This window comes from Rhizobium sp. P1_C7 (assembly GCF_056406295.1).
Genome location: NZ_JBFUAL010000007.1, coordinates 142,146 through 156,841, shown reverse-complemented (window position 1 = coordinate 156,841; position 14,696 = coordinate 142,146). Strand labels below are relative to the sequence as shown.

The window sequence follows — 14,696 nt, the reverse complement described above, 5'->3', positions numbered from 1 at the left end:
GAATGTGCCACATTGAAACCAGTTTCCGGCCGGATTCGGCGCTTTGGGCGTAGCGGCAAGACATTTACGCTCGGCCGCACGGGCGGCGATGCAACGCCGATAGCGCAGAATCAGTTTTGCTGAACGTTGGCGATTCTCTTTTCGATTCCGTTGACACGAAATCCGGATGAGGATCGATGATTGCCGAAACTGTCTTTCCCGAGAGAGGGTGACAGTTCACATCGGAGACATGGGCTACACTTTTTGGCTTTGCGAGGAGCGAAGGTGCCTTGGCAGGAGTGCAACCGCATGGACGAGCGTCTCAAATTCGTTGCGCGGGTTCTGGATGGCGAGAAGATAGCGGCGCTGTGCCGCGAATTCGGCATCTCCCGCAAAGACCGGTCACAAGATCATCAGCTGCTATTGCGACAGCTGCTCGCCGTCTGGTGGATCATGCTCGGTATCGACATCGAGCGCATCAAGCCGGGCAACCCGCACCAGAACGGCCGCCATGAACGCATGCATCTGACACTGAAACTTGAGACAACTAAGCCGGCCGGAGACAATTTCCTGCAGCAGCAAGCCCGCTTCGACGACGTCGTCGAGGAGTTCAACACCGAGCGGCCCCATCAGGCGCTCAACGTGGCTTGCCCGGCAGAGCGTTACGGCGCTTCACCGCGCACCTACCGTGGTCTACCCGATCTCGACTACCCCGTTCCACGACCAGACAGTCACCGTCACAACATGCGGACGCATCTGCTACAAGCGGAAAAAGATCAATCTCAGTCTGGTCTCGCCGGTCAGGCTGTCGGCATCAAACAGGTCGAAGACCATATCTGGCTTACAAGCTTCATGGATTACGACGTCGATGATGAGACATGCAGGCTTGAACCTTTGCCGAACCTTTCGGTTCAAAAGCGTTACCTATGTCTCAAGAATAAACCGTAACCTGTGTCCAGAAGAGACCAAGCGTAAGTGGCGGAGAAGATGGGATTCGAACCCACGATACCCTTCCGGGTATACTCCCTTAGCAGGGGAGCGCCTTCGACCACTCGGCCACCTCTCCGGTCGAGAGCCTGATAGAGTCATTCGCCGGGTGACGCAAGCGCTTTTTCGGCTTTCCCAAGGAAGAAAATCCGGCTCAGCCCCGGGCCAGCAATTGCTTGAGATCGGCCGATGCGTCAGCGAGGATCGCCTTGTCCGGGTTAATGCCCGAATCCAGCATTTTCTTGCCGCTTACATAGGCCTTGGCGTCATTGATCGCATCGACGGCAATGAAGGTGCCGTTCTTGAAATACCAGATCGAATGCGCGCCCTCGCGAGCACCGGGGCGCAGAAGGGTCTCGTCGTATCCGAGATTAAAGCCTGCAATCTGCAGCTTCACGTCATACTGGTCCGACCAGAACCAGGGTTTCGGTTCGTACGGTGCGTTGCCGCCCGCGATGACTGCCGCGGCGGCATCGGCCTGATCGACGGCATTCTGCACCGATTCGAGACGGATCCGGCCGCCCTGCCACGGAAGAACCGCACAGTCGCCCGCGGCGAAGATCGAGGGATCGGATGTGCGGGCAAAGTCATCAACGACAATGCCGTTCGCCACTTCGAGCCCGGCTTCCTTGGCAAGCTGGTCGTTCGGCACGACGCCGATGCCGACGATCGCGAAATCGATGTCGATGGTCGTTCCGTCGGAAAGCTCTGCGCCGACGACCTTGCCATCGCGGCCGACCAGCTGCTTCAGTCCGGTCTTTTCGCGGATCACGACATCATGCGCCTCATGAATCACGCGCATGATGTCTGCCGTCTCCTTGGCAGCGACGCGCTGCAGGATTCGGTCGGCCATCTCGATGACTGTCACTTCAAGACCGCGATGGCGAGCAACAGCGGCGGCTTCCAGGCCGATATAGCCTCCGCCTATAATAAGGACACGGCGGCCCGGGCGCATCTCACCTGCAAGGAGATCGGCGTCGCGCTTGTCCCGGGCGACATAGACGCCGGCGAGATCGCCGCCGATCGCAGAGGGAAGACCGCGCGGCGTCGAACCCGTCGTCAGGGCCAGCGTGCCATAGCCGAGAACGGAGCCATCCTGCAGCAACACCTGCTTGGAATCGCGGTTAATCTGCTCGACCCATGTGGAAAGCCTGATCTCCACGTCGTTGTCGGCGTACCAATGTTCCGGGCGGAACAACAGGCGGTCGAAGCTCATCTCGCCGAGCAGATATTTCTTAGTAAGAGGCGGACGCTGATAAGGCAAAGCGTCTTCTGCACCGATGATTGTGATGGGGCGCGTATCCTTGAGGGCGCGCAGTTTGGCTGCCAGTGCAAAGCCTGCCTGACCCGCACCGATGATCACCAGTCTGTCCGTCACGTCGTCACTCCCGCCATACGTTCGCGCGCTGGGCAAAGGCCTACCCCCTGCCCTTTACGTCGTCAACTGCAAGCGGATCGACCTTCAGCCGATCTCGATCCAGCGACGTTCGTGAAATGACTGTGCCATGGCATGAACCGACTTTTCTATCCTGAGACCGTCTTCGAATGTGACGACAGACGACGGCTCACCGGAAATTTCGCGGATGAGTTCGCGGCATTCAATTATCTTCAGATCGTTGAACCCCAGCCCGTGGCCTGGGGCCGGAATGAAACGGTCGAAAGGCCGGTGGGCGGGTGACGTCAGGATCTTGCGGAATCCCTGCTCCGTGCCACGGCCTTGCGCCTGATAGAGCTCGAATTCGTTCATGCGCTCCTGGTCGTAGGAAATGGAGCCAGCAGAACCAAATATCTGCAGCGCGATCCGGCCCTTGCGGCCCCAACCGGCGCGGTTTGCCATCAATACGGCCGATATACCCCCGGCAAGGCGCATGAGCACGGTGGCTCCATCGTGGTTCTCGACCGCGCGCCGGCCGCCTTCTTTCAGCGGTCGGTCGGCATAGGGCTTTACCATGTCCGCGATGACGGTCTCGACATGGCCGAAGAGATACCAAAGGAGGGACAGAGGGTGGACAGCGAAATCGTCGAGCGCGCCGTAGCCAGCCGAAAGCTCGCTCTTCCAATAGAAGAATGTGTCCGGATCGGCCATGAAGTCCTCGTCCATCTCGACGCGGATGTGATTGACGGCACCGATCGCTCCTTCGCCGATCAAGACCTTGATGTGCCGCATGATCGGATTCTGGATATAGTTGTAGCCGAGCACCGCGGTCCTGTTCGCAGCCTTTGCCGCCTGCCACATCCGCTCGGCATCTGCATATGCCGGCGCCATCGGTTTTTCGCACCAGACGTGCTTGCCGCCTTCAAGCGCCGCAATTGCCATCTCGGCATGAAAATGGTTTGGCGTGGTAACGGAGACGACATCGACTTCAGGATCGGCGATCAGTGCGCGCCAGTCGTGAGTGGCCCTTTCAAATCCGAATTCGGAGGCGCGCGCTTGCGCCAGGTCGGAATTCGCCTCGGCCAGATGGACCAGGCGCGGGCGCTCGACGTCACCGAAGACAGCCTTGACGGCATTCCACGCAAGCGCATGGCACTTGCCCATATAACCCGACCCGATCAGGCCGACGCCAAGTGGCTTCATCATAACTCCTCCATCCCGAGCGAATTTTGGAATGTTTAGATCATTTTAGCAAGTGTCTTTGCGCGCCGCGCGCATCACAGAAAACCATCAACAGGCTAGAAATTCATATTCCTCAGCAGATAAAAACCGATAGGCCGAAAGATCGAAATCATCTATGGTCCGAAATATGGAATATACGTTTCATTTCGCGGATTGCACACATGGACACTGACCCCAAGACTCAGGCGCGTGTTCCGCGCGATTTCGAAAGCCTGCGCAGCGCGATCATCGAGCGCAAGGCCAGCATGCCGAAGCGGCTTGCACAGGTCGCCGCCTTTGCACTCGGCAATCCCGACGAGATCGCATTCGGGACGACAGCAAGCATCGCGGCCGCCTCCGACGTGCAGCCCTCGACTCTCGTGCGCCTGGCGCACCACCTCGGCTATGACGGCTTCTCCGACCTGCAGAGCATCTTTCGCGAGCGCCTGCGCGACAGGACGCTGACCTATGAGGAGCGGCTTGTCACCCTCGAGCAATCCAGCGGCGACGACGAGGATGCAAACCTTCTCTCCGGCTTCATCTCGGCAGCCGGGCAGTCGATCAACCGGCTGGCCGCCACGCTGCAGACCGAGACATTCGCAAAAGCAGTCGATATTCTGGCGGCTGCGGATACGATCTTCCTCATCGCCAAGCGGCGCTCCTACCCGCTGACCGCGCATATGAGCTATGCCTTCTCCAAGTTGAACATTCGCCACCAGATCGTCGCTTCGCCGAACGGCGTCGACGTCGAGACAGTGCAGTTCGCGACGCCCAAGGATGCTGCCATCGCGGCGAGCTTCTCGCCGTACGCGGCCGAAAGCCTCGGCCAAGCAGAGGCATTGGCAGGTCGCGGCGTACCGGTCGTCGCGATCACCGATTCAGCCTTCTCGCCGCTCGCTGCCAGCGCGACATGCTGGTTTGAGGTTGCAGAAGCGGATTTTGCCGGGTTCCGATCGCTGTCGGCGTCCATGGCACTGACGATGGCCCTTCCCGTGGCGATTGCCGAGCGGAGGCGCAAGCGCGTCCACAAAATCTAGCACAAGCCAAAAATAGAACAAACATTCTGAATTGACATTTAAACGGAACCGATGTTTCATTGATGAAAATCCTCGGCATGCTGCGACGCCGGGCTGAAACTATCGGGAGGACATCATGGTACAATCGAATCCGGGCTCGCAACCGGAGCTGTCGCTTGATGTAATCACAATCGGCCGATCGTCGGTCGATCTGTACGGCCAACAGATCGGGTCGCGCCTAGAGGACATTGGTTCCTTCGCCAAATCGGTGGGCGGCTGCCCGGCCAATATCGCCATCGGCACCGCCCGCCTCGGCCTCAAATCCGGCCTGATCACCCGCGTCGGCGACGAACAGATGGGACGCTTCATCCGTGAGCAATCGGCACGCGAGGGTGTCGCTACGGACGGAATCAGAACTGACAAGCAGCGACTGACGGCGCTTGTGCTTCTCGCGGTGGAAGCCGAGGGCGTTTCGCCGATGATCTTCTATCGCTCCGACTGCGCCGACATGGCCCTTGAGGAAGACGATATAGACGAGGCCTTCATCAAATCCTCGCGCGCCGTCCTTGTTTCCGGCACGCATTTCTCGCGCGCGAACACGGAAGTCGCGCAGCGCAAGGCGATCCGCATCGCCAAGGCGAACGGCCGCAAGGTGATCTTCGACATCGATTACCGGCCGAACCTCTGGGGCCTTGCCGGCCACGCCGAAGGCTTCGAGCGCTATGTGAAGTCCGACCGCGTTTCGTCCAAGATGAAAGAGACTCTGCCGGACTGTGATCTGATCGTCGGTACAGAAGAGGAAATTCTCATCGCGTCCGGCGCAGACGACGTGCTCGGCGCGCTCAAGGAAATTCGCCGCCTATCGCCTGCGACGATCGTGCTGAAGCGCGGCGCGATGGGCTGCATCGTCTATGACGGCCCGATTGCCGAAGACCTCGAGGCCGGCATCATCGGCGAGGGTTTTCCCATTGAGGTGTTCAATGTGCTTGGCGCCGGCGACGCCTTCATGTCCGGCTTCCTGCGCGGCTGGTTGAAGGACGAGCCGCTGAAGACATGCGCGACCTTCGCGAACGCCTGCGGAGCCTTTGCCGTGTCGCGCCTGCTCTGCTCGCCGGAATATCCCACCTGGGCCGAACTCGACTTCTTCCTGAAGAACGGCAGCAAGCATCGGGCGCTTCGCAAGGACGAGGCTATCAATCACATCCACTGGGCATCGACCCGCAAGGGCGAGACTCCGTTGTTGATGGCGCTTGCGATCGATCACCGTTCGCAATTGACCAGCGTCTGCGACGAGCTCGGTGTCGACCATAAGCAGATCGTCGCCTTCAAGCGGCTTGCCGTCGAATCAGCGGCGCGCGTCGCGAACGGCCGCAGCGGCTACGGCATGCTGATCGACGAGCGCTTCGGCCGCGATGCCTTCTTCGATGCGGCGACCAAGAACTTTACGTGGATCGGCCGCCCGGTCGAATTGCCGGGCTCCAAACCACTCAGATTCGAATTCAGCCAGGATATCGGCTCGCAGCTTGTCGAATGGCCGCTCGACCACTGCATCAAGTGCCTGTGTTTCTATCACCCCGACGATCCGGTGGCGCTGAAGACGGAGCAGCAGGAAAAGCTGCGCACGCTGTTCGAGGCTGCGCGCAAGGTCGGTCGCGAGCTTCTGGTCGAAATCATTTCGAGCAAGAACGGACCTCTGACCGACGATACGGTCTCAACTGCCATGGAGGAGCTCTACGCGCTTGGCATCAAGCCGGATTGGTGGAAACTCGAGCCGCAGGCTTCCACCGCCGCCTGGAAGAAAATCGATGCGGTGATCGCCAGGAATGACACATGGTGCCGCGGTATCGTGCTGCTCGGGCTGGAGGCGCCCGCCGACGATCTCGTGAAGGGTTTCGAGGCAACGCTTGCGGCGCCCTCGGTCAAGGGCTTTGCTGTCGGCCGCACGATCTTCGCGGACGCTGCACGTGCTTGGCTTTCCGGCAACATGAACGACGAGGAAGCGATCGCCGATATGGCCGGACGCTTCCAGCAATTGACTGAGGCGTGGCTCAAGACGCGCGGGCTTAATTAGAGAAAAGACCCCTCTCCAACCCCTCCTCACGAGGGGCGGGGCCTAACCTGTGTCACTGCCTCGCACAATCGTAATCGCCCTCCCAGCGGAGAGCAGTCTAGTGTGCAAAGCGGTACGGCAGACTAACCCCTCCCCCTCGTGAGGAAGGGTTGGGGAGGGGAATTTGTGGACGAGAATTGCGGGAGGTGCCCCATGGGCAAGACTGTACGATTGACGATGGCGCAGGCCGTCGCGCATTTCCTGAAGAAACAGATGACTGTGATCGACGGCAAGAAGGTGCCGATTTTCGGCGGCGTCTGGGCGATCTTCGGGCATGGCAACGTCGCCGGCATGGGCGAAGCGCTCTATCAGGTGCGCGGTGAGCTGCCGACCTACCGCGCTCACAACGAACAGGGCATGGCGCATGCGGCGATCGCTTATGCCAAGGCGAGCTTTCGCCAGCGCTTCATGGCCTGCACGACCTCAATCGGCCCCGGCGCCCTCAACATGGTAACGGCAGCGGGTGTTGCCCATGTCAACCGCGTCCCGGTCCTCTTTCTACCCGGCGATGTCTTTGCCAATCGAGCGCCGGACCCGGTGCTGCAGCAGATTGAAGATTTCGGCGACGGCACGGTTTCGGCCAACGACGCCTTCAAGCCGGTCTCGCGCTATTTCGACCGCATCACTCGCCCGGAGCAGATCATGTCGGCGCTGAAACGCGCCATGCAGGTGCTGACCGACCCGCTCGATTGCGGGCCGGTGACGCTATCGCTATGCCAGGATGTGCAGGCCGAAGCCTTCGATTATCCGGAGAGTTTTTTCGAGGAACGCGTCTGGAGGACGCGCCGCCCGCGCCCGGACGCCGATGAACTCGCCAATGCCATTGCTCTTATCAAGAAGTCCGAAAAACCCATCATCATCGCTGGCGGCGGCGTGCTTTACTCGCAGGCAACGAAAGAGCTGGCGGCATTCGCAGAGGCGCACGGCGTTCCCGTCGTCGTCACCCAGGCCGGCAAGTCGGCCATCGACGAGCGGCATCCCCTGGCGCTCGGCTCCGTGGGCGTGACAGGCACGTCGGCCGCCAATGCCATCGCGGAGGAAACCGATCTCGTCATCGCCGTCGGCACTCGTTGCCAGGATTTTACAACAGGTTCATGGGCGCTGTTCAAGAACGAGAAGCTGTCCATTCTCGGCCTCAACATCGCGGCCTATGACGCTGTCAAGCATGACGGTCATCCTCTGGTCGCTGATGCGCGTGAAGGCCTCAAGGCGCTGTCGAGCGGGCTTTCCGGCTGGAAGGCTCCTGTAGCACTTGCCGCAAAGGCCGAGAAGGAAAAGGAGGTCTGGGTGGAGGCAGCAGCCAAGGCAACGGCAACCACAAATGTCGCCCTGCCCTCCGATGCGCAGGTGATCGGCGCTGTCGCCCGTTCCATCGGCGGCGAGAAGACGATCGCGCTTTGCGCCGCAGGCGGCCTGCCGGGCGAGATGCACAAGCTATGGCAGGCAACTGTTCCCGGCAGCTATCACATGGAATATGGCTTTTCTTGCATGGGATATGAGATCGCCGGCGGCCTTGGCGCCAAGATGGCCCATCCGGAAAAGGATGTCGTCGTCATGGTCGGCGACGGGTCCTATATGATGATGAACTCGGAGCTGGCTACCTCGGTGATGCTCGGCCTCAAGCTCAACATCGTCGTGCTCGACAACCGCGGCTATGGCTGCATCAACCGGCTGCAGATGGGCACCGGCGGAGCCAACTTCAACAACCTGCTTAAGGACTCCTTTCACGAGGTGATGCCGGAGATCGATTTCCGCGCGCATGCCGAAAGCATGGGCGCGATTGCGGTCAAGGTGGCCTCCATCGCGGAACTTGAGAAGGCGATTGCCGATTCGCGGAAGAACGATCGCACCTCCGTCTTCGTCATCGATACCGATCCGCTCGTTACAACCGAGGCCGGCGGCCACTGGTGGGATGTCGCGGTGCCCGAAGTCAGCCCGCGCGAACAGGTCAACAAAGCGCACAAGGCTTACGTCGAAGCGCGCGCCGCCCAGCGTATCCGCTGATAGATTGTGATCGTTTTTCGGAAAGCGCCCCCCGCTTTCCGACAATGCCTTTAAGGAGAATGTTGATGAAGGCCAAACTCGGCATGTCGCCCATCGCGTGGTGGAACGATGATCTTCCTGATCTCAGCGACGATGTATCCCTCGAGGAATGCCTGCACCAATCGCGCAGTGCTGGCTTTACAGGCATGGAAAAGGGCCGTCGCTTCCCCGACGATCCCGCGGTAATGCTGCCCATTCTGCGCGCCGCCGACGTGACGCTGTGCGGTGGCTGGTTCTCGGGCACGCTGGTCAACGAGGATCTCGCCGCCAACAAGGACCGCATCGCACCCATGATCGAACTCTTCAAAGCGGTCAATGCGCCCTGCATCGTCTATGGCGAGGTAGGCCGTTCCATCCAGGGCGATCGCTCCAAGCCGCTCGCAACCAAGCCGCGCCTCTCCGATGAAGAGATGAAGGCCTATGCCCGCCGTGTCACCGAGTTCGGGGAATGGTGCGCCGAACAGGGCATGCCCCTCTCCTATCACCATCATATGGCCGCCGTGGTCGAAACGGAGCCTGAACTCGACGCCTTCATGCGCTTTTCGGGCGAAGGCATTCCGCTCCTGCTCGATGCCGGGCACCTGGCCTTTGCCGGCGGCGACGTGTTGCGCGCGATCGGCAATCACCACGCCCGTATCAACCACGTTCACGTCAAGGACATCCGCAAGCCCGTGGTGGATGGGCTCGACCGCAGTAGGCAGTCTTTCCTCGATGCGGTGGCGCTTGGCGCATTCACAGTGCCAGGCAACGGCTCGCTCGATTTCGGCGCCATCGTCCAGCGGCTGGCCGATCACGGCTACGAGGGATGGTTCGTCGTCGAGGCCGAGCAGGACCCGCGCAAGGCCCCGCCGCAGAAAATGGCCGAGATCGGCCACGCCGAATTGATGCGCGTGATGACGGCCGCGGGCTATACCGTGGAAACGGAAGGTTTTCCGAAGGGGTAACGGGAAAGCCTGCTTACTTCCGGACCGCTGGAGCAAGACGCCCCCTCATTCGCCCTACGGGCCCTTTCTCCCAATGGGGAGAAGCGGAAATGGAGCCGGATGAGGGGGCCGCACCCACAACTTACGAGGAGAAACACCATGCCGAATCTCAAGGTCAAGCCATCCGGCCAGAACGGCCGGGTCACCCACGTCACGCCGGAAACCGCCGGCTGGACCTATGTCGGGTTCGACATGTACCGGCTTAAGCCTGGCGAAACGGCGTCGGGCGAGACCGGTGATCGCGAGATCTGCCTTGTCTGGGTGAGCGGAAAGGGCAAAGCCATGGCCGGCACGAAGGACTTCGGCATGCTCGGCGAGCGGATGAGCCCCTTCGACGGAGCGCCGCATGCGCTCTATATCCCGATGGAATCTGCATGGTCGGTTACGGCGGAGACGGATCTCGAACTCGCCGTCTGCTCCGCTCCGGGCGGCGGCACCTACGAGGCCAAGGCGATCCCGCCCGGCACGCACCCGGCACTGACACGCGGCAAGGGTACGAACGTCCGCCACGTCCACAACATCATGCCCGAGGACGATGCCTCAGCATGTTCGCTGCTGGTCGTGGAGGTCATCACGCCGGGCGGGCATACCTCGTCCTATCCGCCGCATAAGCACGATCAGGACAATCTTCCGAACGAAAGCTTCCTCGAGGAGACCTACTATCACCGCCTGAACCCGCCGCAAGGCTTCGGCTTCCAACGCGTCTATACAGACGACCGATCGCTGGACGAGGTAATGGTGCTCGAAGACGGCGACGTGACGCTGGTCCCGAAAGGCTATCACCCCTGCGCCGCCTGCCACGGCTACGACCTCTATTATCTGAACGTTATGGCCGGCCCGAAGCGCGTGTGGAAATTCCACAATGCGCCAGAGCACGAATGGCTGCTGAAGGCCTGATTTGAAGCCGCGCCTCAAGCGCGGCTTTCTTCTCCATGCGGGCAAAAGCCCGCATCACCAGCCGCGCCCCCTGCCTTGTTCAATGAATGACCAAGAGATCTCAGATGCCCAGAACGAGGTGCGGCACACCGTTCGAGGTCTTGCGCGGGGAGACACCGTTGCCATTGATCTGCGCGTTGATGCGCTGCCGGAAGGCCGAGAAGCTCTCGAAAGTCACCACGTCCACCGGACTGTCGAAATGAATGGTGATCCTGTGAAGGCCGCCGGCAAGCTCGGCGAGTGCCAGAACCTTGCCGGTGAACGGCTGATCCAAGTAGCGGCCGCTCACCTGTGAGCCGACAGCGATCGAAGCAACCGGCTGTGGATTCGATTTGGCGGCGAGTGCGGCAAGGGTGTTCCAGTCGCGTGTGCCATGCTGCCTGGCGACGAGTTCGAGAGCAGCGCTGTGAGACACGGAGGTCCCATTCGTCTCCATGGCCTGACGCAGCCGTCTTGCCTGGACCTTCAGATCATCGATTGAGGGATAAGTCATAGGTTCAGCCTTTCGAAAAGGCATGCTATCTCGACTGTAAAAGGGGCTCGCCTTGCCGTAAGTCAGCATGCACAACAAGGGCTGTGTCCATTTACTGCGAGGCCTTCACCATGGATTTTCATCCGCGAGCGGCTGGCGCCTCAAACCACCCCTGATATGCCGCAACATCGCCAAGACTGTCAAGTTGGGCAAACTTACAGCCAAAAGCTCCAAGTGGAGTCCAATAGCGAGGCAATCTGTCGTCAAGGCACCATAAGGTTCGGATCTTAAAGACGTTATTCAGAATTTGGCAGCATTCTTGAGCTAGATTGAAACCGGACAACAAATGGAGGCTAGCATGGCCTTTCAGATGAACCTCGATACCGAGCATCCCCACCCTGAGGAGGCGTACCGGGAGTTTTCCCTCGACCGGCCCGGCAAGATCATCTTCGTTGGCCATCACCTCAGCACGGGCACACAGGTCCGGTGCCTGATCCGCACGATCACCCTTGCCGGCGCCGTCCTCGAAGTCAGCCCAAATCTCGAAGTGCCGAACCACTTTTTCTTGGAGATCCTCGGCATTCGCGATGAGATCGGTTCGACCGTCGTCAAGCGCGAAGGCGAGCTGGTAACGATCAGCTTCAATATGCTGATCAACCCCGAATTCTTGCATCATGTGCTGCGGCTGGATTTCGAAAGCTGACGTGTTTCGGCGATGGGAAAGCGAACTCAGCGCCCGCTTTCCCGCGGCTTCGCAATTGGTGGTCAGGCGGCCAATCGCCGCTCGATCTGATCGATCGGCAAATTGGTATAGTCCTTCGCCAGTTCTGCCGAGATCGCCGCCTGCGCCCCGGGACTGAGATTTACTCTCAAGGTGCCGAGTGCCCTCGGCGGCGCGACAAGCACGATATGTTGTGCGTCCCTCTCCCGAACCAGCAGATCCAATCTCGATGCGACCTGCTTCAGAAATTCCACTTCGGCCTGTTCGTGCCAATCGGTTTCCTCGACCGCGCTTCCGCTCATGCCATCAGCTGCATGTGTTCGCCCTGGCTTGCCGGTCCCGAGTTCACGATCCGGTTCATTCGGCTGGCTCAACGTCTCCGTCACTCTCAGATTTACACCTCCTGCGTCGCCATCGTTCTGCATGATCAGAGCCTTCCCTCCGTCGCAAACAACCACCCATGATTTCCGCGGCACCCTGATGTCAGCCATGTTCATTTCCTCGCTGGTTATTCGGGCGCTGCTGCGCCCCTTACTCAATGCAAACGTGTAGGTGTCGAAAGAGTTCGGCCGCCCGGGAAGAATTCGCGCTGAAGACGATCCAATCCCGTTTCATCGCGTAGAAGGAAATACTCACGGGAGAACTCAGATGAAGTCTGCAGTCATTGCCTATGCCGGTTCGCTCGCTACGCTGCTTGTCCTCGACGCGATCTGGCTCGGCCTCGTCGCGCGGACGTTCTACCGCGATCAGCTCGGAGATCTGGTGTTGCCGTCACCAAATCTGGCGATCGCGGCAATTTTCTACCTCTTCTTTGCTGCTGCAGCGGTGATTCTCGCCGTGCTTCCCGCGCTGACTTCCAATTCCCTCATCACGGCGGTCGCCTATGGTGCCATTCTCGGACTTGCCGCTTACGGGACTTACGACATCACCAATCTTGCCACTTTGAAGAACTGGCCGCTCGCGATGAGCCTGGTGGATCTTGCATGGGGCGGGGTCGCAACTGCGCTGACGGCTGCCGGCGGTTTCCTTTTCGCGCGCGCGTTGGCGTGATGCGAGCGAACAAAATCCTGCTTCCCTAAAATTGTATGTTCTTCTTTGATAAATGCGAAAATCATTCGTGTGAGGGTCTGCCTGCAAGACTAGGATTATCTTGGTCTCGGGAGCCAGCTGCCATGTCGATGCTTCGTGCCACACACCTCGCGACCGTAAAGTCGGCAGTCTATGAGACGCGTTGGGAACAGTTCACCGTCAGGCGTCCCGCCCGCATCGTCGCCGTTCGTCCCTGCCTGACCGGAATATCAGTGCGCAGCGCCGAGATCATCGATATCTCGCGCGGCGGCGCCACCTTTCTCGTTTCGTCGACGACGGGGCTGCCGAAGCACTATTATCTGAACATTCTCGGACTTGCCTATCGGATCGGCTGCGCGGAAGTATTTCGTCGCAATGAACGGATCAATGTTCGCTTTATCAACACGATCGAACCGGATGTACTGCGAGACGTCGTCCGCGCCGACTTCATGATCGGCAACATGGAAGCCATCCAAGCGGGCCGCACGATCAGCATGCATTCGGGCCTTGTCGGCGAATAATCTTCCTTGCCTTGGCAATGTCAGCGCCTATTGTTGGCGCGATTTTCACAGCCTTGGGAAATGCCTTAGAATGTCCGCCTTCTCGCGCTTCACACCGCTTGCCAGTTCCCTTCCCTCCACCGTTCCCTTTGTGGGACCCGAAGCGATCGAGCGCCAGTATGGGCTTGTCGTCAAAGCCCGCATCGGCGCCAACGAAAACGGCTTCGGCCCCGCGCCCTCGGTGCTTGCGGCCATGCGCGAACAGGCCGGCGACATCTGGAAGTACAACGACCCGGAAAATCAAAGCCTGAAGGAAGCGCTTGCCGCGCATCTCGGCACGACGACTGCGAACATCGCGATCGGCGGCGGCATCGATGAGCTGCTCGGCCAGATCGTGCGACTGGTCATCGAACCCGGTGCTTCCGTCGTGACGTCGCTTGGCGGATATCCGACCTTCAACTTCCATGTCGCCGGCTTCGGCGGCAAGCTGTTCACGGTTCCCTACAAGCAGGACCGCGAAAATCTCGAAGGGCTTCTCGATGCCGTTAAGCGAGAGAATCCACCACTTGTCTACTTCGCGAATCCGGACAATCCGATGGGAAGCTGGTGGGACGCCGACAGTATCGTCGCTTTTGCCAAGGCTCTGCCGGAAACGACGCTTCTGATCCTCGATGAAGCCTATAGCGAAACCGGTCCGGCTGCGGCGCTGCCCTCAATCGCGTCGCTGATCGACCTGCCCAACGTCATTCGGACGCGTACCTTCTCGAAAGCATATGGCCTTGCCGGCGCCAGGGTGGGATACGCCATCTCTACGCCGGGCACAGCTTTGGCTTTCGACAAGATCCGCAACCATTTCGGCATCAACCGGCTGGCAACCGCCGCGGCGCTCGCGGCCCTGAAGGACCAGGCATATCTGTCCGAAGTGCTTGCCAATATCCACGCGGCGCGCGAACGGATTTCCGCAATAGCAAGAACGAATGGCCTGATACCCCTTCCGTCAGCCACCAACTTCGTTGCCATCGATGCCGGGCGGGATGGCACCTATGCACGTGCGATCGTCGACGGGCTCATGCAGCACGGCGTCTTCATCCGCATGCCGGGCGTTGCGCCGCTCAACCGGTGCATTCGCGTCAGCGTCGGTCCTGAGGCCGACATGGCCTTGTTCGAGGAAGCCCTGCCGAGCGTTCTGACGTCGCTCGGCTGATCGCAAACGACACGAACCGCGCCGGCCTTGTGCCGGTCGCGGTTGCTCATTTCAGGCATCGACCCATGCAGGCCCTGCCAT

Annotated in this window: 13 protein-coding genes, 1 tRNA gene and 1 pseudogene; 10 read left to right on the top strand and 5 right to left on the bottom strand. The window is 60.1% G+C overall.

The genetic code is table 11. From position 1 onward, the window contains the following. Window positions 1–414: 414 nt before the first annotated feature. A pseudogene (locus AC1D2R_RS13215) lies at window positions 415–927 on the top strand (integrase core domain-containing protein); the annotation flags it as partial. A 28-nt stretch (window positions 928–955) separates the two neighbouring features. Here AC1D2R_RS13215 and AC1D2R_RS13210 read toward each other — a convergent pair. The 3 genes from AC1D2R_RS13210 to AC1D2R_RS13200 all read right to left on the bottom strand — a co-directional run bounded on the left by AC1D2R_RS13210 (window position 956) and on the right by AC1D2R_RS13200 (window position 3,544). Then, window positions 956–1,045 (bottom strand) — tRNA-Ser (locus AC1D2R_RS13210). 75 nt (window positions 1,046–1,120) lie between these two features. After that, window positions 1,121–2,344, bottom strand: a complete 1,224-nt coding sequence (locus AC1D2R_RS13205; protein WP_477967727.1) for an NAD(P)/FAD-dependent oxidoreductase — start codon at window positions 2,342–2,344, stop codon at window positions 1,121–1,123. Window positions 2,345–2,428: 84 nt separating this feature from the next. After that, window positions 2,429–3,544, bottom strand: a complete 1,116-nt coding sequence (locus AC1D2R_RS13200; RefSeq protein ID WP_477967726.1) for a Gfo/Idh/MocA family protein — start codon at window positions 3,542–3,544, stop codon at window positions 2,429–2,431. 200 nt (window positions 3,545–3,744) lie between these two features. On the opposite strand from AC1D2R_RS13200, the gene AC1D2R_RS13195 reads away from it, so the two are divergent. The 5 genes from AC1D2R_RS13195 (at window position 3,745) to iolB (ending at window position 10,611) form a co-directional block, all read left to right on the top strand. Then, the gene (locus tag AC1D2R_RS13195; protein WP_477967725.1) at window positions 3,745–4,599 is read left to right on the top strand and encodes a MurR/RpiR family transcriptional regulator; all 855 of its coding nucleotides are present in this window, start codon (window positions 3,745–3,747) and stop codon (window positions 4,597–4,599) included. A 115-nt stretch (window positions 4,600–4,714) separates the two neighbouring features. After that, window positions 4,715–6,649, top strand: a complete 1,935-nt coding sequence (locus AC1D2R_RS13190; protein ID WP_477967724.1) for a bifunctional 5-dehydro-2-deoxygluconokinase/5-dehydro-2-deoxyphosphogluconate aldolase — start codon at window positions 4,715–4,717, stop codon at window positions 6,647–6,649. Between the two features lie 192 nt (window positions 6,650–6,841). Next, on the top strand, window positions 6,842–8,692 hold the full coding sequence (gene iolD, locus AC1D2R_RS13185; protein ID WP_477967723.1) for a 3D-(3,5/4)-trihydroxycyclohexane-1,2-dione acylhydrolase (decyclizing): 1,851 nt from the start codon (window positions 6,842–6,844) through the stop codon (window positions 8,690–8,692). A 65-nt stretch (window positions 8,693–8,757) separates the two neighbouring features. Beyond that, window positions 8,758–9,675, top strand: coding sequence for a myo-inosose-2 dehydratase (gene iolE / locus AC1D2R_RS13180; RefSeq protein ID WP_477967722.1), 918 nt, complete (start codon window positions 8,758–8,760; stop codon window positions 9,673–9,675). A 138-nt stretch (window positions 9,676–9,813) separates the two neighbouring features. Continuing rightward, entirely contained in the window at window positions 9,814–10,611 is a 798-nt protein-coding gene (iolB, locus tag AC1D2R_RS13175; protein ID WP_477967721.1) for a 5-deoxy-glucuronate isomerase, read from the top strand. Between the two features lie 100 nt (window positions 10,612–10,711). Here the strand turns inward: iolB and AC1D2R_RS13170 are convergent, their stop codons facing one another. Beyond that, on the bottom strand, window positions 10,712–11,143 hold the full coding sequence (locus AC1D2R_RS13170; protein WP_477967720.1) for a glyoxalase superfamily protein: 432 nt from the start codon (window positions 11,141–11,143) through the stop codon (window positions 10,712–10,714). A gap of 349 nt (window positions 11,144–11,492) precedes the next feature. Here AC1D2R_RS13170 and AC1D2R_RS13165 point away from each other — a divergent pair, with 349 nt between their 5' ends. Next, complete coding sequence (locus AC1D2R_RS13165; RefSeq protein WP_477967886.1) at window positions 11,493–11,825, top strand: hypothetical protein; 333 nt, start codon at window positions 11,493–11,495, stop codon at window positions 11,823–11,825. A 62-nt stretch (window positions 11,826–11,887) separates the two neighbouring features. Here AC1D2R_RS13165 and AC1D2R_RS13160 read toward each other — a convergent pair whose 3' ends face one another. Next, window positions 11,888–12,334: a baeRF12 domain-containing protein gene (locus tag AC1D2R_RS13160; protein ID WP_477967719.1), complete on the bottom strand. Its 447-nt coding sequence runs from the start codon at window positions 12,332–12,334 to the stop codon at window positions 11,888–11,890. 157 nt (window positions 12,335–12,491) lie between these two features. Between AC1D2R_RS13160 and AC1D2R_RS13155 the strand changes: the two genes are divergently transcribed. The 3 genes from AC1D2R_RS13155 (at window position 12,492) to AC1D2R_RS13145 (ending at window position 14,615) form a co-directional block, all read left to right on the top strand. Continuing rightward, window positions 12,492–12,893 carry a DUF2177 family protein gene (locus tag AC1D2R_RS13155; protein ID WP_477967718.1) on the top strand — a complete coding sequence of 134 codons (402 nt, stop codon included), beginning with the start codon at window positions 12,492–12,494 and terminating at the stop codon, window positions 12,891–12,893. Between the two features lie 122 nt (window positions 12,894–13,015). Further along, the gene (locus AC1D2R_RS13150) at window positions 13,016–13,432 is read left to right on the top strand and encodes a PilZ domain-containing protein (RefSeq protein WP_477967717.1); all 417 of its coding nucleotides are present in this window, start codon (window positions 13,016–13,018) and stop codon (window positions 13,430–13,432) included. A 70-nt stretch (window positions 13,433–13,502) separates the two neighbouring features. Beyond that, window positions 13,503–14,615: a pyridoxal phosphate-dependent aminotransferase gene (locus tag AC1D2R_RS13145; protein ID WP_477967716.1), complete on the top strand. Its 1,113-nt coding sequence runs from the start codon at window positions 13,503–13,505 to the stop codon at window positions 14,613–14,615. Window positions 14,616–14,696: the final 81 nt, after the last annotated feature.

Excerpts from the sequence above, each read along its gene's own strand:
- AC1D2R_RS13145 (WP_477967716.1), top strand. The coding sequence starts at position 13,503 with ATGTCCGCCTTCTCGCGCTTCACACCGCTTGCCAGTTCCCTTCCCTCC.
- AC1D2R_RS13200 (WP_477967726.1), bottom strand. The coding sequence starts at position 3,544 with ATGAAGCCACTTGGCGTCGGCCTGATCGGGTCGGGTTATATGGGCAAG.
- AC1D2R_RS13170 (WP_477967720.1), bottom strand. The coding sequence starts at position 11,143 with ATGACTTATCCCTCAATCGATGATCTGAAGGTCCAGGCAAGACGGCTG.
- AC1D2R_RS13155 (WP_477967718.1), top strand. The coding sequence starts at position 12,492 with ATGAAGTCTGCAGTCATTGCCTATGCCGGTTCGCTCGCTACGCTGCTT.
- AC1D2R_RS13150 (WP_477967717.1), top strand. The coding sequence starts at position 13,016 with ATGTCGATGCTTCGTGCCACACACCTCGCGACCGTAAAGTCGGCAGTC.
- AC1D2R_RS13160 (WP_477967719.1), bottom strand. The coding sequence starts at position 12,334 with ATGGCTGACATCAGGGTGCCGCGGAAATCATGGGTGGTTGTTTGCGAC.
- AC1D2R_RS13165 (WP_477967886.1), top strand. The coding sequence starts at position 11,493 with ATGAACCTCGATACCGAGCATCCCCACCCTGAGGAGGCGTACCGGGAG.
- AC1D2R_RS13190 (WP_477967724.1), top strand. The coding sequence starts at position 4,715 with ATGGTACAATCGAATCCGGGCTCGCAACCGGAGCTGTCGCTTGATGTA.
- iolB (WP_477967721.1), top strand. The coding sequence starts at position 9,814 with ATGCCGAATCTCAAGGTCAAGCCATCCGGCCAGAACGGCCGGGTCACC.
- iolD (WP_477967723.1), top strand. The coding sequence starts at position 6,842 with ATGGGCAAGACTGTACGATTGACGATGGCGCAGGCCGTCGCGCATTTC.
- iolE (WP_477967722.1), top strand. The coding sequence starts at position 8,758 with ATGAAGGCCAAACTCGGCATGTCGCCCATCGCGTGGTGGAACGATGAT.
- AC1D2R_RS13195 (WP_477967725.1), top strand. The coding sequence starts at position 3,745 with ATGGACACTGACCCCAAGACTCAGGCGCGTGTTCCGCGCGATTTCGAA.